Origin of the sequence: Caenispirillum salinarum, assembly GCF_044803115.1 — a bacterium.
GTDB lineage: Bacteria > Pseudomonadota > Alphaproteobacteria > Rhodospirillales > Rhodospirillaceae > Caenispirillum > Caenispirillum salinarum_A.
Genome location: NZ_CP085224.1, coordinates 3,906,016 through 3,929,708 on the forward strand (window position 1 = coordinate 3,906,016; position 23,693 = coordinate 3,929,708).

Sequence of the window (23,693 nt, forward strand, 5' to 3'; positions counted from 1 at the left end):
GTTGGACTGTTTCACCCTCCTGTAATTGATCCTGGCCCGGCGGCCGTGCAAAAGTCCTTTCCAATCGTGGGGGATGCGCGGACCGGTCGCGGGGAACGGCCGCCAACGACGGAGGATGTGGATGGACCAGATGGACGTGGCCTACGACCTGAACCGCGCGCTCAAGGGCACGCTGGCGCTGGTTCTGGCCGGCGGGCGCGGATCGCGGTTGATGGCGCTGACCGACGACGAGGCCAAGCCGGCCGTGCCGTTCGCCGGCAAGTTCCGGATCGTGGACTTTCCGCTGTCCAACTGCATCAACTCCGGCATCCGGCGCATCGCGGTCCCGACCCAATACAAGGCCCACACGCTGATCCGCCACATCCAGCGCGGCTGGTCCTTCTTCCGTGCGGAAATCAACGAGTTCGTGGAGCTGTGGCCGGCCCAGCAGCAGACCCGCGACGAAGCGTGGTATCGCGGCACGGCCGATGCCGTCTACCAGAACCTGGACACCATCCGCGCCCACGACCCCGACTACATCCTCATCCTGGCCGGCGACCACGTCTACCGCCAGGACTACAGCCGCATGCTGGCCCACCACCTGGAAACCGGCGCCGACGTCACCGTTTCCTGCGTCGAAGTGCCGCTGGAGCAGGCCAAGGGCTTCGGCGTGGTCGATGCCGACGAGAACGACAACATCGTCGGCTTCCTGGAAAAGCCCGCCGATCCGCCGCACATGCCCGGCGACCCGACGCGGGCGTTCGCCTCCATGGGCATCTACATCTTCAACCGGCCGTTCCTGGAGGACCTGCTCGAAACCGACGCCGCCGACCCCACCTCGGCCCACGACTTCGGCAAGAACATCATTCCGGGGCTGATCGGCCGCTGCAAGCTGATCGCCCACCGCCTGTCGGACAGCGCCGTGCGCTCCACCCCCGACGCCGAGCCCTACTGGCGCGACGTCGGCACCGTGGACGCCTACTGGGAAGCCAACCTCGACCTGGTGAACGTCACCCCGGAACTGGACCTCTACGACCAGGGCTGGCCCATCTGGACCTATCAGGAGCAACTGCCGTCCGCCAAGTTCGTCTTCGACAACGAGGACCGGCGCGGCATGGCCGTGGACAGCCTGGTTTCCGGCGGCTGCATCATCTCCGGCGCGACGGTGCGGGGCTCGCTGCTGTTCTCCAACGTGCGCGTGAACAGCTATTCGACGATGGAGAACACGGTGGTGCTGCCGGGCACCGACATCGGCCGCAACTGCCGCATCCGCAACGCCATCATCGGAAACAACTGTCGCGTGCCGGAGGGGCTGGTGGTCGGCGAGGACCGCACGCTCGACGCCCGTCGCTTCCATGTGACGGAGCGGGGCGTGACGCTGATTACGCAGCGGATGCTCGAGGCACTTGAAAGCCCGGCGCCGCGATCGGTGGAGCCGGCCTGACAGCCGGCGGTGATGCGAGGAAGGCACGGCCTCCCTCGGGGAGTTGGGGAGCGGGTTTTCGCTGGGGCGACGGGTTCTTCGGCGGCCCAACTCCACCTACGAAGCTCGCATTTGCATCCGCCGCCGGCAGCCAGCGCAACCCTCCAACTCCGCAAAAACTGGGAGGTTTGGAGGGCTGGGCCCTCCAAGCGGGCGCGGGCGGCAGCCCGCCCGGCGTCAGCCGAAAAAGCCACCCGGCCTCAGCCGAAGCTGCCCTCGCGATCCGTCCGCTCGTACAGCCGGGTAATGAGCGCGTCGAACACCGGATCGACACCACGCGGAAAGTCGGTCCTCCGCCGGGTGTCTTCCTTGCCGACGCCGTTCTCGCGCCATGCCCGGCCGCCGGAGATGGCGTTCTGCATGAAGCCCTGGAAGTTGTCGCAGGCCTTGGCGAAGCGCGCCTCGGGCGTTTGCCGGGCCTCGAACTCCTCCCACAGCGCGCGGAACCGTTTGCCCAGGTCTTCGGGCAGCGTGCCGAAGATCTTATCGGCGGCCGCCTGCTCGCGCTCGTCCTGGCCCTCGATGGCGGCGTCATCGTAGGCATAGGTGTCGCCGGCCTCGATCTCCACCAGGTCGTGGACCAGGATCATCGACAGGGCCTTGCCCAGGTCCACGTCGGCGCGGTTCTCAATCTCGCCGTGCAGCAGCAGCGCCACCAGCGCCATGTGCCAGGTGTGTTCGGCGTCGTTCTCGCGGCGCTCCCCGCCCGTCACATAGCCGCGCCGCTCCACGAACTTGAAGCGGTCGGCCAGTTCCAGGAAATCCAGGATCTGCTGCGCGCGGTCGCCGGCCACGGTCAGGCGTGCTCCTTGGTCTTGTGGAACTTGAGCGCCGGGAAGTCCTCTCCGGCACGGTCCAGGTGCCAGGCGTTGCGCGCCAGGAACACCAGGTCGCCGTCGTGGTCCTCGGCCAGCGCCTGGCCGTTGGCGTCCTGGAACTTCTTGAACACCTGGGGGTCCTCGCACGTCACCCAGCGGGCGGTGTAGAGGGTCGTGGGCTCAAACCGCACCGGCACGTCGTATTCGGTGCGGATGCGGTCGGCCAGCACGTCGAACTGCAGCGAGCCGACGACGCCGACGATCCAGTCCGACCCGAAGCGCGGCTTGAAGACGCGCGCCGCCCCTTCCTCGGCGATCTGCCACAGGGCGCGGCCCAGGTGCTTGGCCTTCAGCGGGTCTTCCGGCCGCACCTTCTGGAGCATTTCCGGCGCAAACGACGGAATGCCGGTAAAGCGCAGGTCCTCGCCTTCCGTCAGGGCGTCGCCGATGCGCAGGTTGCCGTGGTTGGGCACGCCGATGATGTCGCCGGCGAAGGCCTCTTCCGCCAGTTCGCGGTCCTGGGCCAGGAACATGACGGGGTTGTGCATGTTCACAAGCTTGCCCGAGCGCACGTGCTTGAGCTTCATGCCGCGCTTGAAGTGGCCCGAGCACATGCGCATGAAGGCGATGCGGTCGCGGTGCTTGGGGTCCATGTTCGCCTGGATCTTGAACACGAAGCCCGACACCTTGTCCTCGTCGGGTTCCACCGTGCGGCCGGCGGTGGGCTGCGGGCGCGGCGGCGGCGCGACCTCGCCCAGGGCCTGGAGCATTTCCCGCACGCCGAAATTGTTCACGGCCGATCCGAAGAAGACCGGCGTCATGGTGCCGGCGCGGTAGGCCTCCATGTCGAACTCGGGGCACAGGCCGCGCGCCATCTCGACCTCTTCGCGCAGCTTCTCGATGGCCCAGGAGGGCAGCATCTTGTCGAGCTTGGGATCGTCCAGGCCCGAGCAGCTTTCGCCCTCGTCGGGCATCTCGCCCTTGCTGCGCTCCATCAGCACCAGGCGGTCCTTGAACAGGTCGTAGACGCCCAGGAAGTTCTTGCCCATGCCGATGGGCCAGCTGCCCGGCGTGACGTCCAGGGCCAGCGACTGCTCGATCTCGTCCAGGATGTCGAAGGGGTCGCGGGCCTCGCGGTCCATCTTGTTGACGAAGGTCATGATGGGCACGTCGCGCAGGCGGCAGACCTCGAACAGCTTGCGGGTCTGTTCCTCGATGCCCTTGGCGGCGTCGATGACCATGACCGCGCTGTCCACCGCCGTCAGCACCCGGTAGGTGTCTTCGGAAAAGTCTTCGTGGCCCGGCGTGTCGAGCAGGTTGAAGGTGTGGTCCTGGTAGTCGAAGGTCATCACCGAGGACGCGACGGAAATGCCGCGCTCGCGCTCCACCTTCATCCAGTCGGAATGCGCCCGGCGCTGCTCGCCGCGGGCCTTGACGGCGCCGGCCAGCTGGATTGCGCCGCCGAACAGCAGCAGCTTTTCCGTCAGCGTCGTTTTACCGGCGTCGGGGTGCGAGATGATGGCGAAGGTACGCCGGCGAGCGACGTTGCTGTCCAGGCTGGTCATGGATGCGGGGACTCTGCGGATAATGCGTGTTCGATTGGCCGTGTGCGTAACAGAACACGGCCGCCCGCACAAGCCGGTGCCCGGTGGACGCCGCCGCCCGCGGCCGCTGATCCGCCATATGGGGCGCCGCCCGCGATCGGGAAAGGACCGGACCGCCCGCTAGCTCGTCCGCGCCTCGCTGACCGACAGCTTCAGGTCCGCCAGCAGGTCGTACAGGGCCTCCACCTTGTCGCGCGGGATATCGCGCATCAGCTCGTCGATCCACTCGTTGTGCGCCGGGGCGACCGTGTTGAAGACGCGCCAGCCCTGCTCCGACAGCCGCACCACCAGCGCGCGCCGGTCGCGCGGGTTGACCTCGCGCTCCAGAAGGCCCTCGCGCACCAGCCGGTCGACCAGTGCGGTGACATTGCCGTTGGTGACCATCAGTCGGCGGGAAATGTCGCCCATGACCAGCCCGTCGGGCGCCCGCGCCAGCACCGCCAGCAGGTCGAACTGCGGCAGCGTCACGGTTGCCGAGTCGCGCAGGCGCACGCGGATCTCCCGCTCCATGAGGTTGCAGCACGTCACCAGACGCAACCACGTGCGCAGCTCAAGGCGGTCGTCCTCTCGGGCGTCCGTTTCGTAATCCTGCATCGTTGCCCCATGCCAAGCTTCCGGCACAACATTATACGAACGGTGGATGGTGTAAACCGCATAATACAGTCGCCGCGTGTTTTCCCAAATCGTGGAAAGCGGCGGTAACCCTGGGTTTCTCAGTCGAGCCGGTTGGATAAGCCCTGGAAGGGCCTCTATCCATTTGAATAGGTACCGCAGGGTGACGCTGCGACTTGCCGCACCGGACCACCCTGACCCTTTTACTGTTCAACCACCCGGTAGGATCATTCGATGCTTGAAATGGTGTCGCCGGCTCCATCGGCGCGGGAAACGACTCGGGCGCCATCGGGGTTTTCTTGGCCACGGAAATGGGCCATGGTCTGCCCGCCGCCGCGCCGGCACTGATCCAGGCCGCCGTCCGGCCCGTTTTTTCATCGAGACCTGCCGCAAAGGACGTTCCCGCATGACCCTGCCCATGAGAGCGCAGCCCTTCGACACCCGAGATTACCGCCGCGCACTCGGCCAGTTCGCCACCGGGGTGTGCGTCGTGACCACGCGCGACGCCGACGGCCATCCGCAGGGTCTGACGGTCAACTCCTTTTCCTCGGTATCGCTGGACCCGCCGCTGGTGCTGTGGAGCCTGACCACCGACAGTGCCATCCTGCCCGCCTTCCAGCACGCCGGCCACTTCGCGGTCAACGTGCTGGCGTCCGACCAGATGGACGTGTCCAACCGCTTCGCCTCCCCCGGCGAGCGCTTCCAGGGCCTGGACTGGGAAAGCGGCCATGCGGACCTGCCGCTGCTGTCCGGGTGCCTGGCGAACTTCGAGTGCAAGACCGTCGCCACCCACCCGGGCGGCGACCACGTCATCTACATCGGCGAGGTCATGCGCTACGACGCCCGCCCCGGCGAGCCGCTGATCTACTCCGGCGGCCGCTACGCCGTCGCCGAACCGCACCCCGGCTTTGACTGAGGCGGCGTGCCCGGGCTCCGCGCGCGCCCCGGCGCCATGACGGAAAAGCGTCACGCAGCCGTGACTGCACCGGCAGCCATTGGCGTGGCAGACTGGCGGAAACACTCACCCCGAACGACAGGGCCCCATCCATGACCGACCACGACGCCGCCCGCGCCTCCGTCCGCGCAGCCTATGCCCGCGCTGCCGGCGCCGACGCCCCGCCCGCCCCAGCCGCGGAGTCCTCCGGCGGCTGCTGCGGCCCGGCCCCGACGCCTGCCGCCGAGCCCGGGCCCGCCGCCTCCTCGGGCTGCTGCGGCGAGCAGGCGGCGCCCGAACTGGCCCGCATTGCCGCCGAGCGCCTGGGCTATGGCGCCGAGGACCTGGGCGGGCTGTCGGACGGCGCCAACCTGGGCCTGGGCTGCGGCAATCCGACGGCCATCGCGGCGCTCGATCCCGGGCAGACGGTGGTGGACCTGGGTAGCGGTGGCGGCTTCGACTGCTTCCTCGCCGCCCGCGCCGTGGGACCCGAAGGGCGCGTAATCGGCGTCGACATGACGCCCGAGATGCTGTCCAGGGCCCGCACCAACGCCCGCAAGCTGGGCCTTGCGCAGGTGGAGTTCCGCCTGGGCGAGATCGAGGCCCTGCCGGTGGCCGACGGCACGGTGGACGTCATCCTGTCCAACTGCGTCGTCAACCTGTCGCCGGACAAGCCGCGGGTGTTGCGCGAATGCTTCCGCATCCTGCGCCCCGGCGGCCGCCTCCAGATCAGCGACACGGTCGCCGTCAAGCCCCTGCCCGAGGCCTGGACCACCGACGAACACATGATGTGCGGCTGCATGGGCGGCGCCGCCCTGGTGAGCGACCTGGAACGGTGGCTGAGCGAGGCGGGCTTCGCCGAGGTGTCGGTGGCCGTAAAGGAAGACAGCCGCGACATCATCGCCGACTGGGCGCCGGGAACGGGCGTCGAGGACTACGTGCTCAGCGCCGACATCACGGCGGTGAAGGCCTGAGGCTCCAGAAGCGCGAGGGAGGCCGGGCCTTCCTCGCACACCTCAAGCGCAAGCCCGCCTATTTCACCGGACAGGGGTCGTTCTCCTCCCCCGGCGTGGGGGCGGAGGGGATGCGGGCGCGGATGGTGCCGGCGCGGCGCTGGAGGTAGGCGGTCGGATCGGCCGGCGACCATTGCAGCGGGCCCGGCAGCACGGCGGCCAGCAGGCTCGCCTCGCGCCGGGTCAGGTCGGCCGCCGGCTTGTCGAAGTAGCGTTGCGCCGCCGCCTCGGCCCCGTACAGGCCCGGCCCCCATTCGATGACGTTCAGGTAGACCTCCATGATCCGCTTCTTTGACCATCCGGCCTCGATCCACGGGGTCAGGTAGGCCTCCAGCATCTTGCGGACCGGATCGCGACCGGCCCAAAGAAACACGTTGCGCGCCGTCTGCATGGAGATGGTCGAGGCGCCCCGGATTCGCTCGCCCGACTGCCACTCGCGGAAGGCGTTGCGGATTTCGCGGAAGTCGAAGCCCCAGTGGGCGCAGAACTGCGCGTCCTCGGACGCGATGACGGCGCGGATCAACTCGGGGCTGATATCCTCAAGCGGCGTCCATTCCCGGGTCATGCCGTGGCCTTCGACGAAGCGCTGGACCTGCAGCGGCGTGATCCATACGGGCACGGCGCGATGGAAGGCCACCTGCACCGCCGGCAGCACCAGCACGACCAGCAACAGCGCCGCCAGGACGCGCTTGAACCAGCCGCCGCCGCCGCCGTCCCCACGCGCGCGCCCGCCGCCGCGCACAAAGATGCGGCGGCGGGGCAGCGTTTCCTCGGGGGGACCGGCGGGGCGTCCGACCATAGGGCGGCTAGAGGCGGGACGTGCGGGTTTACAGGCGCTCGACCACCAGGGCGATGCCCTGGCCGCCGCCGATGCACATGGTCACCAGGCCATAGCGGCCGCCGGTGCGGTGCAGCTCGTACAGCGCCTTGACGGTGATGATGGCACCGGTCGCGCCGACAGGGTGGCCGAGCGCCACGGCACCGCCGTTGGGGTTCACCTTGTCGGCGGGCAGGCCGAGTTCCTTGGACACCGCGCAGGCCTGGGCGGCGAAGGCCTCGTTGCTCTCGATCACGTCCAGGTCGTCGACGGTCAGGCCGGCGCGCTCCAGCGCCTGGGGCACGGCGCGGATGGGACCGATGCCCATGACCTCGGGATCGACGCCCGCATGGCCGTAGGAGACGATGCGGCCCATGGGCTTGTAGCCCTTGGCCTCGGCGGCGGCGGCCTCCATGAGCACCAGGGCGGCGGCGCCGTCGTTGATGCCGCTGGCGTTGCCGGCGGTCACGGTGCCGTCCTTCTTGAACACGGCGCGCAGCTTGGCCATGCCCTCGGGCGTGGCGTCGGCGCGGACGTGCTCGTCGGTGTCGAACTGGGTGGTGCCCTTGCGCGACTTCAGCTCGACCGGGACGATCTGGTCCTTGAAGTGGCCGGCCTCGATGGCGGCGGCGGCGCGCTTGTGGCTTTCGGCAGCGAAGGCGTCCTGCTGCTCGCGCGAAATGCCGTGGCGCTCGGCCACGTTCTCGGCGGTGATGCCCATGTGGCCGTGGCCGAACGGGTCGGACAGGGCGCCCACCATGGCATCGACCACCGCGGCATTGCCCATCTTCTGGCCGAAGCGGGCCGCCGGCAGCATGTAGGCGGCGCGGCTCATGCTTTCCGCCCCGCCGGCGACGGCCACGTCGGCATCGCCCAGCTTGATGAGCTGCGCCGCCGAGACGATCGCCTGCACGCCCGAGCCGCACAGGCGGTTGAGCGTCATGGCCGGCGCCTCGTTGGGAATGCCGGCCTCCACGGCGGCGACGCGCGAGAGGTACATGTCGCGGGGCTCGCCGTGGATGACGTTGCCCATGACCGTGTGCTGGACCTGGGCGGCCTCGATGCCGGCGCGCTTGATCGCCTCCTTGATGACGGTGGCGCCCAGCGTGGTGGCGGGCACGTCCTTGAGGCCTCCGCCGTAATCGCCGATGGCGGTGCGCACGCCGCTGAGAATAACGACATCACGGGTCTGGGACATGGGGTTCCTCTCTTCGCGGTTGTGCGGGGCGGCAGGGAAACGCGCCGACGCCGCTGGGGGAAGTCTTTCGTGGCCTGAAGCCCTGGACTAGCGCAGCCGCACCTCGTGGGCGCGGCCGTTGATGCGCAGGTATTCGGCCAGGGCGGGGTCCTGCTCGGCGACGATGTCATGGTGGCGGGCCATGGCCTCCACCAGCTTGCCGTCGCGGCCGAGCTTTTCGTCGGCGATGGCGCACAGCAGCCCGTTGGGCCAGCTGCGCGGGCGGATCTGGCGCAGGTGCTCGAAGGCCTCTTCCTCGCGGCCCGGATTGAACTGGGTCATGAGGATGGCTGCCGTGGCGGTGGAGCGCGAGACGCCGGCGTGACAGTGGATCAGCAGGTGGTCGACGTGGCTGTCCCGCAGGCGCTCGCCCAGTTCCAGGATACGGTCGACGGCCGCCTCGTCGGGCATCACCGCGCCGTCCACCGGCGTGACGTGGTCGTCGAAGCGCCAGACCACGCGGGTATGCTCGGGATAGATCTCGAACACCTCGGGGTCGGGGTAATCGGGATCAATGATGGTGACCACGTGGCTGACGCCCTTTTCGGAAAAGGTCATCAGCTCCCGCAGGCCGCAGATGGAGATGGGATAGGGCAAAAGGTCCGTGTGCAGCAGGTCGCCGCAGGCGGAGGCGCGCGCATCGGCGCCGGAGCGGGTCTGGTCGGTCGTCATCACACCACGTTCAGTTCTCGCACCGGCCGGTTGGCCGGGATGCGGTCGTAGGAAAAGGCCGACAGGTCCAGGCTGACCCAGCGGCCGTGCACGATCCACTCGGCGATGCCGCGCCCCACGGCGGGAGCCTGTTGCAGGCCGTGGCCGCTGAAGCCGTTGGCGAACAGCAGGTTCCCGGCCTCGGGATGCGGGCCCAGGACGGCATTGTGGTCCAGGGTGTTGACCTCGTACAAGCCCGCCCAGGCGCCCACCTGCTTGATCGCCTCGAAGGCGGGAACGCGGTGCGCGAGGATGGGCCAGATATGGTCATCGAACAGGGGGTAATCAACGTCAAGCGCCAGGGTGTCCGGGTCGTCGGCCTCGCCGGGCGAGACACCGCAGATGAAGCGGTCCCCCTCCGGCCGCACGTAGACGCCCGACGGATCGACCATCAGCGGCAAGCCCGGCACCGGCTCGCGGCAGTCGAAGACGAAGACGCAGCGCCGCCGCGGCCGCACGGGAAGTTCCACCCCCGCCAGCGCCGCCACGTCGCCGGCCCGCGCGCCCGCGGCGTTGACCACCGTGCCGCAGGCGATGCGCCCGCCCGACCGCATGAGGACGGCCGAGACGTCGCCCCTGCCGCCGTTCGCGCGCTCGAATCCCGTCACCTCGTCGTCGACATAGGTCACGCCCAGCGACCGCGCCTTTTTGCGGAAGCCCTGGAGCAGCGCGTAGGCGTCGAACCACCCCTCCCCGCTCAGGCCGAGAGTGCCGGCAGAGACGTCGTCGGTGGTCAGCCAGGGGAAGCGGGCCGTCAGGTCGGCGGGTTCCAGCCAGGCGATGTCGGCCCCGGCGGCGGTCTGCAGCGCGTGGTTGCGCTCCAGGATGCCGCGCGTGTCGGGCGTGGCGAGGAACAGGTATCCGCCCTCCACCAGCGACAGCGCCGGCCCGTCGTCGCCGTCCACCGCCAAACGCTCGGCGGCCTCGCGCAGGAAGCGGATGCCGTAGAGCGACATGGCGATGTTCTCGGGCACGCTGAACTGCTGGCGGATGGACGCCGCCGACAGCGCCGTGGAGCTTTCGCGATAGCTCGGGTCGCGCTCGATGACCGTGACCGTTCCGCCGAAGCCGGAGTCGCTCGCCAGGAAATAGGCGATGGCGCTGCCGATGATGCCGCCGCCGACGATGACGACGTCGCTGGACGACGGCGGGCTTCCGGTGGTCTTCGGCGGCGCGGCGGCGGCGGACATTCGGTCTCCCTGGTCTGGCGGCGGGTCCGGTTTACAGATATTTTATCGACGTTTTATCGTCGTTTTGCCCACGTTGTGTCGAAAGGCTGCGACAGATATCCGTTCAGCCCTCATCATCCTGGTCATCGGCGGCCCGGCTGTCCAGGTATTCGTCTATGAGGTCATAGATCACCGGCGCGGCCTCGTCGTCGCTGACGGCCAGGTTGGCGCTCTCGCCGAAAATGTTGAGGACATAGCCGCGCGCGGCGCAGACCTTTTCCAGCGCCGCGACGAAGGGAATGATGACCTCGTCGTTCAGGCTTTCGGCGGTCTGGCACTGTTCCATGCGGGCGAGAAGGTCGCGGTGCAGCGCGTCGGGGCGCTTTGCCATGGGATGAACATCTCCTTGAGGACGGCTCGGGTTTGCGCGACCGCAGTCTATCCGCCTTGACCGCGCGACGGAACCGCCTTGACGCAACCAACCTGCGCGGGCAGAAAGGCCGTGGACCATGGTGGTCAAGGACGCCACCCGCACGGTCCCGCCCCAGGCCTACTGCACGCCCGAGACCGACCGGCGCAACCAGCAGGTGCTCCAGCCCGATCCGGCCAAGGTGATGGATCTGGTGCGCGCCGGATGCTCGCTTGGCCTCAACCGCCTGGACACGCTGGACGCCGGCCTGCGGGCGGTGGGCGCGGTGCTGGAAGACGCCCTGGCCGGCAGGGCGCAGGCCAATCTGTACTACTCGCGCCGCAGCAACCAGGCCTTCGGCGTTCACAGCGACAGCCACGACGTCTTCGCCCTGCACTGCGAGGGCGAGAAGGAGTGGCATCTTTATGAAGGCGCAGACCCCGATCCCATCAACCACCCCGCCTTCAAGAAGCTGCCGCTGGAGGAACGCCGGCGCCGCGCCGGCCGGGTGGCCGAAACCCTGGTCATGAAGCCGGGCGACCTGCTTTACATTCCGCGCGGGCAATACCACGACGCCCTGTGCCGCACGGACGACTGCGTGCATGTCGCCTACGGCGTCACCCAGGTGATCGGCATGGATCTGCTGACCCTGCTGATGAACCGCGCCCCCGCCGACGCCGCCTTCCGCCGCGCCCTGCCCCACCCGGAGGCGGCGGACTACGACACCGCCCTGGCCGCGCAACTCGCGGATCTGGGGGACCGGCTGAAGGCCATGGCGTCGGACGCCGAGAGCCGCGCTTTCCTGCGCCAGTACCAGACGGAGCACTTCCGCACCCGCCGTGGCGGCTACAGCTTCCCGATCACCGGCCCCACGGCGCAGGAACAGGCGCAGGCCGCCCAGGCCAGGGCGAAGGCCGGCGGCACCCGCAGCCCCGGCGCCGGCAGGCCGCTGCCTGCGCAGGCGCGCGCGGCGATCATAGGGGCGGTGAAACCGCGCTGAGGCCCAGCTCAAGCGCCATGCCGTCGGCCGCGCGCCGGGCGCTGGCGAAGGTGCCCTGCAACAGGTAGCCGCCCGTCGGCGCCTCCCAGTCCAGCATCTCGCCGGCGACGAAGACGCCCGGCAATGCCGCCAGTTCCAGCGTCGCCGGGTCCACCGCATCGAACCGGACCCCGCCGGCCGAGGAAATGGCGCGCTCCAGTCCCGCCGTGCCCGTCAGCCGCAACGGCAGGGCCTTGAGCGCGGCGGCCAGGCGGGCGGGATCGGCGCGCGTTGCGTCGTCCGTGACCTCGTGCGCCAGGGCCACCATCACCGGCGTGAACTTCAGCGCCGCCTTGAGGTGCGCGGCCAGCGACTTGCCGCCGCGCCGCGCCGCCAGGCGCTCCGCCACGGCCGCTTCCGGCAGATCGGGCTTGAGGTCCAGGTGCGCCACCGCCGCCCCTTCGGCGTCCAGCGCATCGCGCAACGGCGCCGACAGCGCGTAGACGACGCCGCCCTCGATGCCGGCCGCCGTCACAACCATTTCGCCCTTCACGCTGCGACCGCCGAACGAGAGCGCGACGTTTTTTAGCGGCGCCCCGGCGTGGCGGTCGCGCAGGAAGGCGCTCCACTCAACCCGGAAACCGCAGTTGCTGGGGCGGAAGGGCGCCAGCGCCACGCCCCGATCAGCCAGCAGCGGTGCCCAGGCGCCGTCGGAGCCCAGCCGCGGCCAGGATGCCCCGCCCAGCGCCAGCAGGACGGCATCGAAGGTCTCTTCCCGCGCACCTTCCGGTCCTTCCACGGCCAGCACCGTCGGCGCCGCGCCGAAGCCGGTCCAGCGGTGGCGGGGGCGGAGCGTCACCCCCAGGCTTTCCAGCCGCCGCAGCCAGGCGCGCACCAGCACGCTCGCCTTGAAGCTGTCGGGGAAGACGCGGCCCGAGGAGCCGACGAAGGTGTCGATGCCGAGGCCCTTGCACCACGCCCGCAGGGCGTCGGGCGGGAAGTCCTCCAGAACCCCCGCGAACCAGCCGGCACGGGCGCCGTAGCGGCCGACGAAGCGGTCCAGCGGCTCGGAGTGGGTCAGGTTCAGGCCGCCGCGGCCGGCCATCAGCAGCTTGCGGGCGGGCGACGGCTTGGCCTCGAAGACCGTGACGGCCGCCCCGCGCGCCGCCAGCAGCTCGGCGGCGAACAGCCCGGCGGGGCCGGCGCCGACGATGCCGATGCGCGGGGCGGAGGAAGACGGGACGACGGACTCGGACGGGTTCATGGCCATCCTTTATCCGGCGCAGGCGGGGCAACGCAAGGGCGCTCGCCCTCGTTGACGGGGACAGAGCTTCTACACGCATCCACAGACAATGGAGGTCACATGAGCGACCACGTCTACAGCAAGACCGAGGTCGTCGGCTCCTCGAAGACGTCGATCGACGACGCCATCCGCAACGCCATCAAGACCGCCGGCAAGTCCATCCGCAACACCGAATGGTTCGAGGTGTCGGAACTGCGCGGCCACATCGTCGATGGCGACGTCGGCCACTTCCAGGTTACGGTGAAGATCGGCTTCCGCTACGAAAAAGAGGACTGATCCCGCCATGACAGCCGCCGCCGGCGCCGCCGCCTTCCTGCTGGTCTGGACCTACATGACCGGACCCGACGGCGCGCCGATCGGCGGCGACCTGACCATGCAGCCCATGGCGAGCATGGATCAGTGCGAGACGGTCGGCCGCGCGACGCAGCTCTGGCTCCAGGGGCACTTCACCGACGGGGCCTCGTGGACCTGCGTGCCGGCCGATACGGCTTCTGCCCCTGCGCAATCTCCCAAAACCGCAGACGAACCCGCCGCCGCCCGCGATTAGACCCTGTCCGCCGATCAGGCCGACCGGCAGGCGGCGCGGCATGGGAAGGCTCCTGCGCCTGCACGGCGAAACGCGGACGCAACGGCCCGTTGCACGCGGCGGTTGACGTCGCCGTGCACGGTACCAGTCCTGGCCGTTTTGATTTCCTGTCTGCTTGGTCAAACCAAAGATGCAGTCCGGATCTTCTGTTGTTCCATGAAATTCCGTCTATCGCAGCGCGCGGTCAAATAAAACTTTCACTTTTTATTGTAATCCCTCGAAACGCTTGATAAACGCGCCGGTTGGTGCTAAGTTGGTAAATAACAATCCTTCCGGGCTTCACATTACCGGCCTCCCGGTAATGCGGCAGCCCGTGTCTCTTTATGCCTAATCCATGAGGCATTCTCATATGACCGAAAAACTGGTCGTCAAAAACCTTTACAAGATATTTGGCCCCTCCCCCAGTGAAGCGCTCAAGATGGCCCAGGACGGCGTGTCCAAGGCCGACATCTTCGAGCGCACGGGCAATACGGTGGGCGTCAACAACGCCAGCTTCAGCGTCAACAAGGGCGAGATCTTCGTCGTCATGGGCCTGTCGGGCTCGGGCAAGTCGACGCTGGTGCGCCTGCTCAACCGCCTGATCGAACCCACCGCCGGCGAGGTGGTGGTGGACGGGCAGGACATCGCCAAGCTGTCGCAGGAAGAACTGCGCAACCTGCGCCGCCGCGACATGAGCATGGTGTTCCAGTCCTTCGCCCTGCTGCCGCACATCACCGTCATCGACAACGCCGCCTTCGGCCTGGAACTGGCCGGCGTGCCGAAAGAGGAACGGCACGAGCGCGCGCTGACGGCGCTGGACCAGGTGGGGCTGAAGACCAACGCCCACAGCTATCCGTCGGAACTGTCGGGCGGCATGCAGCAGCGCGTCGGGCTGGCCCGCGCGCTGGCGGCGGAGCCCTCCATCATGCTGATGGACGAGGCGTTTTCCGCGCTCGACCCGCTGATCCGCACGGAAATGCAGGACGAACTGATCAAGCTGCAGGCCGACAGCGACCGCACCGTGATCTTCATCTCGCACGACCTGGACGAGGCCATGCGCATCGGCGACCGCATCGCCATCATGGAAGGCGGCCGCGTCGTCCAGGTGGGCACGCCCGATGGAATCCTGCGCAACCCGGCCGATGACTACGTCCGCAGCTTCTTCCGCGGGGTCGACGTCTCCAAGGTGCTGACGGCGCGCGACATCGCCCGCAAGGAACAGGTGACGGTCATCGACCGCGCCGACATGGGCGTGCGCACGGCGCTGAAGCGGCTGGAGGACTACGATCGCGAGTACGGCTTCGTCATCGACAAGCAGATGAAGTACCACGGCTGCGTCACCGTCGAGTCTCTGCGCGTCGCGCTGAAGGAGCAGGCGGAGCCGCGCTTCTCCAATGCCTACCTGCCCATCGTCGAACCCGTGAACGGCGACACCATGCTGACCGACCTGCTGGGAGCGGTGGCCGAAAGCCCCATCGCCATTCCCGTCACCGACGAAAACGGCAAGTACCTGGGCGCCATCTCCAAGGCGCGCCTCTTGCGCACGCTGGACCGGGAGGGCTGATCCATGGCCGAAGGCAACACGCTTCTCAATCCCTTCGAGGACGCCGTCATTCCGCTCGGCGACTGGGTGGAGACGGGCCTCGACTGGCTGGTCGACAACTTCCGCCCCGTCTTCCAGGCCATCCGCTGGCCGGTGGACGGCGTGCTGACGGGCATCGACGGCCTGCTGAACGGCATCCCCGCGCTGGCCATGCTGGCGATCATCGGCCTCATCGGCTGGCAGATCGCCGGCGGCCGCATGGGCATTGCCGCCGTCGTGTCCATGACCATCGTCGGCCTGATCGGCGCCTGGTCGGAAGCCATGACGACGCTCGCGCTGGTGCTGACCAGCGTGTTCTTCTGTATCCTGATCGGCGTGCCGACGGGCATCTGGCTGGCGCGCAGCGACCGGGCCCAGATGGCGCTGCGCCCGGTGCTGGACGCCATGCAGACGCTGCCGGCCTTCGTGTACCTGGTGCCCATCGTCATGCTGTTCGGCATCGGCAACGTGCCGGGCGTGGTGGTGACCATCATCTTCGCCCTGCCGCCGCTGATCCGCCTGACCAACCTGGGCATCCGCCAGGTGCCCGGCGACGTCATCGAGGCCGCCAACAGCTTCGGCGCCAGCCCGCACCAGCTTCTGTTCAAGGTCCAGCTTCCGCTGGCCATGCGGACCATCATGGCGGGCGTCAACCAGACGCTGATGCTGGCGCTGTCCATGGTCGTCATCGCGTCCATGATCGGCGTCGTCGGCCTGGGCCAGATGGTGCTGCGCGGCATCGGGCGCCTGGACATGGGCCTGGCGACCGTCGGCGGCGTGGGCATCGTCATCCTGGCCATCATCATCGACCGTTTAACCCAGGCGCTCGGCACCTCCCAGCGGGAGAAGGCCGGCGCCACCTGGCGGGACCGCGGGCCGGCGCGTTTCTTCTTCGGCCAGAAGAAGGCGCGCGTTGCCGGCGACACGGCCGAAAAGCGCGAGACCACCTGATCCCGCGCGCCGCCCTTTGCATCAAGCACGTTTGACCACCAAGCCTCATTCCATCCGAGTCTGAAGCAGACACCAGACAGAGGAGTCATTCATGAGCCATCGCATCTCTTTCCGCGGCCTGCTTGCCACCGGCGCCGCCCTGGGCGGCCTGATGGTCGCCGGGCCCGCCCTTGCCGCCGAGATGCCGGGTGACGGCGTCGACGTGACGCCCGCCACCAGCTCCATCGCCGAGGAAATCTTCCAGACCAAGATCCTGATGATGGGCCTGGAAGAGCTGGGCTACGACGTCAACTCCCACATCGAGCTGGCCTACCCCACCATGCACCTGGGCATCGCCAACGGGGACATCACCTATTCGGCGACCCACTGGGACCCGCTGCACAAGGCGTTCTTCGAGAAGGCCGGCGGCGAGGACGAGATCTGGCGCTCCAACGCCTACATCGAGAACTCCCTCCAGGGCTACCTGATCGACAAGAAGACGGCCGATGAACACGACATCGACAACGTCGAGGACCTGAAGGACCCCGAGATCGCCAAGCTGTTCGACGCCGACGGCGACGGCAAGGCCGACCTGACCGGCTGCAACCCCGGCTGGGGCTGCGAACGGGTGATCGAGCATCACCTGGACGAGTACGGCCTGCGCGACACCGTCGAGCACAACCAGGGCAGCTACTTCGCCCTGATGGCCGACACCATCACCCGCTTCGAGAACGGCGAGCCGATCCTGTACTACACCTGGACGCCGCTGTGGGTCTCGGGCGTGCTGACGCCGGGCGAGAACGTGGAGTGGCTGGAAGTGCCCTACACCTCGCTGCCCGACGAGCAGAACCCCGAGACGGAAACCGCCGAGGGCCTGAACCTGGGCTTCGCGGTGAACACCCAGCGCATCATGGCGACGCGCGACTGGATCGAGGAAAACCCGGCCGCGGCCGCCTTCTTCGACGCCGCCGACCTGCCGGTGAACGACGTCTCCGCCCAGAACCTGCTGATGCGCGAGGGCGAGGACAGCATGAAGGACATCGAGCGCCACGCGGCCACCTGGATCGAGGAAAACCGCAAGGAGTTCGACAGCTGGCTGAAGGCCGCCCGCGACGCCGCCGCGCAGTAAGCGCCGGGCGTCCGCGGCGGATAACGCCGAGCATGACGGAAGGGCGGGCACCGCAGGGTGCCCGCCCTTTTCCGTGCCAGTCCACCGAAAGCGCCAGCGCGCCGCCCCTACACCTCCACCCCGCCCCAGCGCGCCAGCAGGGGCACCACGACGGGTTCGGCCGGGGAGGTATAGGCGGCCGGGGCGAGGCTGGTGAAGAGGACCTCGTCGGCGACCATCACCATGGCAACCACCGCCAACCGCTCGCCGGGGGCCAGCGGGGCGGCGGAGCGCGGGTCCCAGGTCAGGCGGAACGGCACGGGCGGGGCCATGGGGCCGGCGACCCAGGCCGTCGCCAGCACGCCGCGCGGGGTCCGGCCCGGACCCAGGCGGACCAGTTGCACCCGCGCCAGGGCCTCGGGCGGCAGCACCACCGGCTCGCGGTAGACCAGCGCCCCCTGCACCACATCAGGGTCCACCGCCGGCCGGGCCGGGCCGAGGGAGGCACCGGCCGCGTCGAAAGGCGGCGAGACCGGTTGCGGCGGCGCTGGCGCCGGCCCGCCGCCCGCGCAGCCTGCCACCGCCGACGCCAGCATCCCCACCAGCAGCGCGCCGCCCGCGCGCCGGGGGCTCATCGCACCAGGCCTTCGATGGCGTGCGAGAGGGTCGGCAGTTCCACCTCGATCTGCTCCCACACAGGGCCGAAGGTGGCGCGCGGCGGGTTGTCGAGCAGGGTCTCGGCCATGTCGACGAAACCCTGCCAATCCACCTCGGGGTGGCGCGAGACGGCCATGGCGTCGCGCTCCCGCCCCGATCGGCCGCCGGCCATCATGCCGCTGACCAGCTCGCCGATCTGGACCATCTGAAACGAGACGGCGGCGGCGAAAATCCAGTCCTTCTCCATGCGCTCGATGAACCGCGTGCGGTCCAGGCCCTCGCGCAGAAGGCGGGTGCGATCGATGGCGGCCGAGATGACCCGCAGGGCGTCCTGGTCGGATATCATGGTGACGATCTCCGGTTGGGCGAACGGCATCTCCTATTACTATCGGGGGCCGTCGCGCCCATGCCAAGGCCCTGCGGCCGCACACAGGAGGTAGATCACGCCGGTGATGCCGCTGCGCAACAACCCCCGCCGCCAATCCCGCCGAGATTGCCAGAAACGATTTTTTCTCGCCACCCGCGGAACCGACGCCGCAGCCGGTCGTTACACTTATGATACTGCAGTGGTCCAAGCTCGGTCCGTGCGGATATCCCCAGGGAGGCGCCCGGTCACACCCCCCGCCGGGCGCCTCTCTCCTTTTTCCGGGCAGACGCGGACAGGCCGGCGCGGGCATACCCCGCACCAGCCTGAAGCACCGCTGTATCCCGTCTCAATCGCTGAGCATTTCGCCTTCCACGTTGGCCTCGCCCAGGTTCTTGCGAAGCTCGTCGAAATCCTCGCCGGAGACCGTGGGCTCCTGGGCGTCAAGCTCCAGGGCCTCGTGCCGGTCGATGACCTCGTTGGTGAACTCGTTGTTGGCGTTGAAGGTCTCGTCGGTGCCCCGCTCCAGGCCCGGATAGTCGCCGCGGTCGCGGGCGTCCACGGGGTTGGTGTCGCCGTAGTCGCCGGGCTCCACGGCGTCTTCGGCCAGCGCCGGACCGACGCCGACGCCGGCACCAAGGCCCAGCACAAGGGCGGCGGCGGGAACAAGGAAGCGTCGCATGGGGGAATCCTCCGTGTCGTCCTGGGGTCCCCGGTGAAACGCCATGCTGCGCACATTGGTCCCCCGAAACCCGGAACCGCCGGCGACCGGCCTCAGCCCGCCGGCGCCTCGGCCACCTGGACCGGCCGGCGAAGGGTATCGCGAAAAGCCTCGGGCGCCAGCGGCTGGCCGAACAGGTACCCCTGCACGCTGTCGCAATAGCGGGCCCGCAACCATGCCAGCTGCTCGGGCTGCTCCACCCCGGCGGCGACCACCTGAAGGCCCAGCGCGCGGGCCATGGCGATGACGGTTTCCACCAGACGGCGGTCTTCCTCGTCGCCCATCATGTCGCGCACGAAGGAGCGGTGCAGCTTCAGCGTGCGGAACGGATAGCGCCGCAGATGCTGCAACGAGGCATAGCCGGTGCCGAAATCGTCCAGCGCCAGCATCACGCCCTGCGCCGACAGCGCCTCCAGGGCCCGCCCCACCGCCGCCTCCTCGCGCAGCAGCACGCTTTCGCTCAACTCCAGCATCAGGGCGCCAGGCGGCAGGCCCGAGTGCGCCAGGGCGTCGGCCACCGCGTCGGCAAGGCGCCCCTGCACGAGCTGCGCGTCGGAAACGTTGACCGACACCGCCGGCGCCGCGTCCTCCCCCACCTCGCGCCGCCAGGCGGCGGCCTCGGCGCAGGCGAAGCGCAGGACATGGCGGCCGATGTCGTGGATCAGGCCGATTTCCTCGGCCAGCGGCAGGAAGACGGCGGGCGGCAGTTGGCCGCGCGTCGGGTGGTTCCAGCGCACCAGCGCCTCGGCCCCCGTCACGCGCCGTTCGGCCGCATCGACCACCGGATGGAACAGCACGACGATCTCGCCGCGGCCCAAGGCTTGGCGCAGTTCGCCCTCCAGCTCCAGGCGCGCCGCCGCCTCGGCACCCAGATCCTCGCTGTAGACGCAGTGGGTGTTGCGGCCCAGATCCTTGGCGCGGTACATGGCGGCGTCGGCGTGCTTGAGCAGGGTCGAGGCATCCTCGCCGTGGTCGGGAAAGATGCTGATGCCGATGGACCCGCCGATGAACACCTCGCGCCCGCCGGCGATGACGAACCCCCGGCGCAGGGCGGCCAGCACCCGCTCGGCCACGGCGGCGATGTCGGTGGCGGTGCCCGGCTCGGGCAGGAGGATGGTGAATTCGTCGCCGGCCAGCCGCGCCACCGTGTCGCTCTCGCGCACGCAGGCGGTCAGGCGGCGCCCCACCTCCACCAGCAGTTCGTCGCCGGCCTCGTGGCCCAGGGTGTCGTTGACCAGCTTGAAGCGGTCCAGGTCGATGAACATCAGGCACAGGCGCTCGTCCTTGCGGCGGGCGCGGGTCAGGTCCTGGTGAAGGCGGTCCTGGAAGAGCACCCGGTTGGGCAAGCCGGTGACGGCGTCGAAGTTGGCCTGCTGCCAGACGCGGCGCTCGGTCTCCTTGCGCTGGGTGATGTCCTCCTTGACGGCGACGAAATGGGTCACCGCGCCCGCGTCGTCGCGCACCGGCGCCACCGAGACGGTCTCCCAATAGGCCTCGCCGTCCTTGCGCAGGGCCCGCGCCTCGCCCTTCCAGGCCTGGCCGCCCGCCAGCGCCTGGGCGAAGGCGTCCTCCGCCGGCGCCTCGGGATCGGCCAGGGCGGAGGCATGCCGCCCCACCAGTTCCGCCGCCGTCCAGCCGGTCAGCGCCGTGAAGCGGTCGTTGACGTAGTCGATGACGCCGCGGGCATCGGTGATGACCACCGCCGCGGCCGCCTGGTCCAGGGCCGACGAAAGCTTGCGCCGCTCGTCCTCGGCCCGCTTGCGCTCGGTGATGTCCTTGACCGTGGCGACGGCCACCTTGGTGCCGTCGGCGCCCGTCACCAGCGCCACATGCAGGTTGACCACCGCCAGCGTGCCGTCCGCGCGCTTGAGGCGGATTTCATATTCATTGGGCACGGGTTCGCCGCGCAGGCGGCGCTCGTGGCTCCGCTGGACGCGCGGCAGGTCTTCGTCGGCGATCACGTCGGCGAAGGGGCGTCCGGTCAGCACCGCCGGATCAAGCCCCAGGATGCGGCCGAAGGCATCATTCACGAAGTCGAACCGGACCCCGCGGATCAGCACCAGGCCGTCCTGCATGCTGGTGACCAGCGTGCGGTAGTGCTCCTCGCGCACCGCCAGTTCGCGCTCGGCGCGGCGGTGCTCGGTCATGTCGACCATCAGCGCGATGAAGCCGCCGCCCGCGCTTTCGGCCAGCCGCGCCGGGTAGACGGCGGCCAGAACCTCGCGCCCCTCGGCGTGGCGCAGCGACAGGGTGAAGGCCTGCGACATGGCGGCGTCGGGCACGAACTCCACCGCCAGGGTGGCGCACCCCTCGGGCGTCAGCACCGAGGTCACGGGCCGCCCGATCAGGTCGACGCGGCCGAGCCCCAGCATGCGGCAGAGGGCGTCGTTGACCTCCACCACCGCGCCCTGGCCGTCGACCTGAATGAAGCCTTCCGACAGGCTGGAAAAGATGGTGCGGTGGCGGCGCTCGCTCTCCACCAGCATCTGTTCCAGTTGCTTGGCCTCGGTGATGTCGCGCAGCTGTGCCACCAGCAGGACGTCGGCGTCCGGGTCCGGCAAAGGCGGTCCGCCGCTGTCGGTATCGGCATCAGGCAGGACCACCGACAGGCACAAGGCGCCCCACAGGCGCTGGCCACGGCCGTCGACCAGGCGCACGTCGCGCTCCAGGGCGTGCACCGGACCGGCGAGCAGGCGTTCCAGCCGCGTGCCCAGGGCGACGCGCTCGCGCGGGTCCAGCAGGTCGAAGAACGAGGCGCCGACGACGGCGTCTTCGGGGCGCCGGACCAGCAGTAGGAAGGCCTGGTTGGCCGCCAGGACGATGCCGGTGCGGCTGCACACGGCCTGGGCCTCGCCGCTCTGGGCGAAGATGGCGGCGAAATCCGCCGGCGTCGGCCGCGACACCCCCTCCTGTGTCATGTCCCCTCTTCCCATCCGACCCCGGCCAAGCCCGCCCGCGCCCGCTCACCCGATTAGACGGCCCGCGCCGCCGGCGCGCAACCCTTTCCCGGCGAGGGCCGCCGGATCAGGCGGCGGCCTTCAGCACGGCGGTGGCCTCGAATGGCATGAGCCACTCTTCCAGCCCCTGCGCCACGTCCTCCCAATGGGGCTCCAGCATCACGGCGTGGGCCGTATCGGGGAAGATGCGCAGGGAATCGGCGCGATAGTAGCGGGCCGTGGCCTCGACAATCCAGGGCGGAACGAAGACGTCGTTGCCCGCGCCCATGACCAGCACCGGCGGCCGCGATTCCGGCAGCCACGTCGGCGCCGGCGGAATCAGCCAGGTCAGCTGGGTGCTGGCCAGGCGCGACTCGGGCTGCATCCGCTCGAACCAGCGGCGCGAGTCCTCGTCGCTGGCGTGCTCGCTCAGCATGGCGGTGCGCATGCCCTGCGGCGTGGCGGCCTCGGGCCCGAACATCTGGATCATGGCGATCTCGCGCAGCAGGTCCGGGTGCGCGGTGCTCATGTACAGGCCTGTCGGCGCCAACCCCCACGGCGACAGCGAGCACATCAGCACCACGCCCGCCACATGCGGCGCGCCCGGCGGTACGGCATCCATGATCTTCTGCACCACCATGCCGCCCATGGAGTGGCCGATCAGCACCGGCGGGCGGCCGATGCGGGTCATCGCCTCGCCCACGTCGGCGATGAAATGCGCCATGCCGTAATGGTCCAGGCGATCGGGGTCGCGGCTGCCGCCGTGGCCGCTGAGGGAGACGGCATAGGCCTCCCACCCGCGGTCGGCGAACCAGGGCAGGAAGTGTTCCTGCCAAATCCAGGCGCCGCAGAAGGCGCCATGCACGAACAGCAGCGGCGGCCGACGGCGCGCCCGCTCGGCCAGGGCCGGGTCGCGTGGAACGGCTTTGAGAATTTCCAGGGTCACGCGGTCCTCCAGGGCAAACGTTTTCCTGCTCCCTGTATACGCCCTTCCCCCGCCCTCCCGCGACTCCATTTCGCTGCATTGCAGCATTTTTTGCCGCATGTGCGAAAAAAGGCGGCCATTGAGGATTCTCGTTGCCGCTCGTATATCGGTCCGCTATATATCGCTCCGATATTAGATATATCGATTCGATACCTCAGTCGGGGACCCGGAATTTCCATGGACGCCAAGACCCTCTGCCTGGGCGCGCTCGCGCGCGGTCCCGCCTCGGGCTACGAAATCCGCAAGATGTTCGAGGAAGGCGCCTACGCCGCCTTCCATCCCATCGGCTTCGGCTCGATCTATCCGGCGCTGACAGCGCTTCTGGCCGAGGGGCTGGTGGCCTGCCAGGAGGAGCCCCAGGCCGGCCGCCCCGACAAGAAGGTCTACAGCCTCACGCCCGAAGGCCATGCCGCCCTGGTGCGGTCCTTCACCTCCAACCGCCCGGCGGTGGACAAGTACAAGTCCGACACGCTGTTCATGCTCAGCCTGGCCGAGGTCATGGAGCCCGGTCGCGTCCGCCGGCTGGTGGCCGACTACAAGGACCTGAACGCCAGCGAGTTGGAAAAGATGGCCGAATGCGACCCGGCGGACATGACCGCCGGCCAGCGGTTCGTCTTCGGCCTGGGCAAGGCGGTCTATTCCGCCATCGCCACGTACATAGACAACAACGCCGGCGCGCTGGTCGACACCCTGGAGCGCGGCGACCACGAGCCTTTGCCGGGCCTGCCGGCCGGCGAGACCGCACCGCACCCCGCCCGCAAGGCCGGCGAGTAAGGA

24 protein-coding genes are annotated in these 23,693 nt (G+C 69.1%); 10 read left to right on the plus strand and 14 right to left on the minus strand.

The genetic code is table 11. The features are described from left to right. Positions 1-121: 121 nt before the first annotated feature. Positions 122-1,423: a glucose-1-phosphate adenylyltransferase gene (gene glgC, locus LG334_RS17875; protein WP_404380035.1), complete on the plus strand. Its 1,302-nt coding sequence runs from the start codon at positions 122-124 to the stop codon at positions 1,421-1,423. Positions 1,424-1,662: 239 nt separating this feature from the next. Here glgC and LG334_RS17880 read toward each other — a convergent pair whose 3' ends face one another. From LG334_RS17880 to LG334_RS17890, 3 genes are all read right to left on the minus strand, one after another. Then, entirely contained in the window at positions 1,663-2,256 is a 594-nt protein-coding gene (locus tag LG334_RS17880; RefSeq protein WP_404380037.1) for an HD family hydrolase, read from the minus strand. 2 nt (positions 2,257-2,258) lie between these two features. Beyond that, positions 2,259-3,845 (minus strand): peptide chain release factor 3, encoded by a 1,587-nt coding sequence (locus LG334_RS17885; RefSeq protein ID WP_404380039.1) that lies wholly within the window; start codon positions 3,843-3,845, stop codon positions 2,259-2,261. Positions 3,846-4,004: 159 nt separating this feature from the next. Next, positions 4,005-4,478 carry a MarR family winged helix-turn-helix transcriptional regulator gene (locus LG334_RS17890; RefSeq protein WP_404380041.1) on the minus strand — a complete coding sequence of 158 codons (474 nt, stop codon included), beginning with the start codon at positions 4,476-4,478 and terminating at the stop codon, positions 4,005-4,007. Positions 4,479-4,902: 424 nt separating this feature from the next. Between LG334_RS17890 and LG334_RS17895 the strand changes: the two genes are divergently transcribed. Then, positions 4,903-5,412, plus strand: coding sequence for a flavin reductase family protein (locus LG334_RS17895; RefSeq protein ID WP_404380043.1), 510 nt, complete (start codon positions 4,903-4,905; stop codon positions 5,410-5,412). A gap of 131 nt (positions 5,413-5,543) precedes the next feature. After that, positions 5,544-6,404, plus strand: a complete 861-nt coding sequence (gene arsM / locus LG334_RS17900; RefSeq protein WP_404380045.1) for an arsenite methyltransferase — start codon at positions 5,544-5,546, stop codon at positions 6,402-6,404. 58 nt (positions 6,405-6,462) lie between these two features. Here the strand turns inward: arsM and mtgA are convergent, their stop codons facing one another. From mtgA to LG334_RS17925, 5 genes are all read right to left on the minus strand, one after another. Continuing rightward, on the minus strand, positions 6,463-7,242 hold the full coding sequence (mtgA, locus tag LG334_RS17905; RefSeq protein ID WP_404380047.1) for a monofunctional biosynthetic peptidoglycan transglycosylase: 780 nt from the start codon (positions 7,240-7,242) through the stop codon (positions 6,463-6,465). A gap of 28 nt (positions 7,243-7,270) precedes the next feature. Then, on the minus strand, positions 7,271-8,458 hold the full coding sequence (locus LG334_RS17910; RefSeq protein ID WP_404380049.1) for an acetyl-CoA C-acyltransferase family protein: 1,188 nt from the start codon (positions 8,456-8,458) through the stop codon (positions 7,271-7,273). 87 nt (positions 8,459-8,545) lie between these two features. Next, positions 8,546-9,169 (minus strand): tyrosine phosphatase family protein, encoded by a 624-nt coding sequence (locus tag LG334_RS17915; protein ID WP_404380051.1) that lies wholly within the window; start codon positions 9,167-9,169, stop codon positions 8,546-8,548. After that, positions 9,169-10,398 carry an NAD(P)/FAD-dependent oxidoreductase gene (locus LG334_RS17920; protein WP_404380053.1) on the minus strand — a complete coding sequence of 410 codons (1,230 nt, stop codon included), beginning with the start codon at positions 10,396-10,398 and terminating at the stop codon, positions 9,169-9,171. The genes LG334_RS17915 and LG334_RS17920 overlap by 1 nt, the downstream gene beginning before the upstream one ends. Before the next feature lie 103 nt (positions 10,399-10,501). Then, entirely contained in the window at positions 10,502-10,768 is a 267-nt protein-coding gene (locus LG334_RS17925; RefSeq protein WP_404380055.1) for a hypothetical protein, read from the minus strand. A 118-nt stretch (positions 10,769-10,886) separates the two neighbouring features. Here LG334_RS17925 and LG334_RS17930 point away from each other — a divergent pair, with 118 nt between their 5' ends. Next, a complete protein-coding gene (locus LG334_RS17930) occupies positions 10,887-11,786 on the plus strand; it encodes a JmjC domain-containing protein (RefSeq protein ID WP_404380057.1) in 900 nt (299 codons plus the stop codon). Here LG334_RS17930 and LG334_RS17935 read toward each other — a convergent pair. Further along, entirely contained in the window at positions 11,761-13,029 is a 1,269-nt protein-coding gene (locus LG334_RS17935; RefSeq protein WP_404380059.1) for an NAD(P)/FAD-dependent oxidoreductase, read from the minus strand. The two genes, LG334_RS17930 and LG334_RS17935, sit on opposite strands and share 26 nt — an antisense overlap. 99 nt (positions 13,030-13,128) lie before the next feature. Between LG334_RS17935 and LG334_RS17940 the strand changes: the two genes are divergently transcribed. The 5 genes from LG334_RS17940 to proX all read left to right on the plus strand — a co-directional run bounded on the left by LG334_RS17940 (position 13,129) and on the right by proX (position 17,274). Continuing rightward, complete coding sequence (locus tag LG334_RS17940) at positions 13,129-13,344, plus strand: dodecin (protein ID WP_404380061.1); 216 nt, start codon at positions 13,129-13,131, stop codon at positions 13,342-13,344. A 7-nt stretch (positions 13,345-13,351) separates the two neighbouring features. Beyond that, positions 13,352-13,615, plus strand: a complete 264-nt coding sequence (locus LG334_RS17945; protein WP_404380063.1) for a hypothetical protein — start codon at positions 13,352-13,354, stop codon at positions 13,613-13,615. A gap of 388 nt (positions 13,616-14,003) precedes the next feature. Further along, positions 14,004-15,197, plus strand: a complete 1,194-nt coding sequence (proV, locus tag LG334_RS17950; protein ID WP_404380065.1) for a glycine betaine/L-proline ABC transporter ATP-binding protein ProV — start codon at positions 14,004-14,006, stop codon at positions 15,195-15,197. A 3-nt stretch (positions 15,198-15,200) separates the two neighbouring features. Further along, the gene (gene proW, locus LG334_RS17955; RefSeq protein WP_404380067.1) at positions 15,201-16,166 is read left to right on the plus strand and encodes a glycine betaine/L-proline ABC transporter permease ProW; all 966 of its coding nucleotides are present in this window, start codon (positions 15,201-15,203) and stop codon (positions 16,164-16,166) included. 91 nt (positions 16,167-16,257) lie between these two features. Beyond that, positions 16,258-17,274: a glycine betaine/L-proline ABC transporter substrate-binding protein ProX gene (proX, locus tag LG334_RS17960; protein ID WP_404380069.1), complete on the plus strand. Its 1,017-nt coding sequence runs from the start codon at positions 16,258-16,260 to the stop codon at positions 17,272-17,274. A 107-nt stretch (positions 17,275-17,381) separates the two neighbouring features. On the opposite strand, the gene LG334_RS17965 is transcribed toward proX, so the two are convergent. The 5 genes from LG334_RS17965 to LG334_RS17985 form a co-directional block, all read right to left on the minus strand. Continuing rightward, positions 17,382-17,888, minus strand: coding sequence for a YbaY family lipoprotein (locus tag LG334_RS17965; protein WP_404380071.1), 507 nt, complete (start codon positions 17,886-17,888; stop codon positions 17,382-17,384). After that, a complete protein-coding gene (locus tag LG334_RS17970) occupies positions 17,885-18,256 on the minus strand; it encodes a hypothetical protein (RefSeq protein ID WP_404380073.1) in 372 nt (123 codons plus the stop codon). Before LG334_RS17970 ends, LG334_RS17965 begins: the two co-directional genes overlap by 4 nt. Before the next feature lie 367 nt (positions 18,257-18,623). Then, complete coding sequence (locus LG334_RS17975) at positions 18,624-18,956, minus strand: hypothetical protein (protein WP_404380075.1); 333 nt, start codon at positions 18,954-18,956, stop codon at positions 18,624-18,626. A 92-nt stretch (positions 18,957-19,048) separates the two neighbouring features. Further along, positions 19,049-21,913 (minus strand): PAS domain S-box protein, encoded by a 2,865-nt coding sequence (locus LG334_RS17980; RefSeq protein WP_404380077.1) that lies wholly within the window; start codon positions 21,911-21,913, stop codon positions 19,049-19,051. Positions 21,914-22,019: 106 nt separating this feature from the next. After that, complete coding sequence (locus tag LG334_RS17985; RefSeq protein WP_404380079.1) at positions 22,020-22,877, minus strand: alpha/beta hydrolase; 858 nt, start codon at positions 22,875-22,877, stop codon at positions 22,020-22,022. Positions 22,878-23,093: 216 nt separating this feature from the next. On the opposite strand from LG334_RS17985, the gene LG334_RS17990 reads away from it, so the two are divergent. Next, positions 23,094-23,690, plus strand: a complete 597-nt coding sequence (locus LG334_RS17990; protein WP_404380081.1) for a PadR family transcriptional regulator — start codon at positions 23,094-23,096, stop codon at positions 23,688-23,690. The last annotated feature ends 3 nt before the right edge of the window (positions 23,691-23,693 follow it).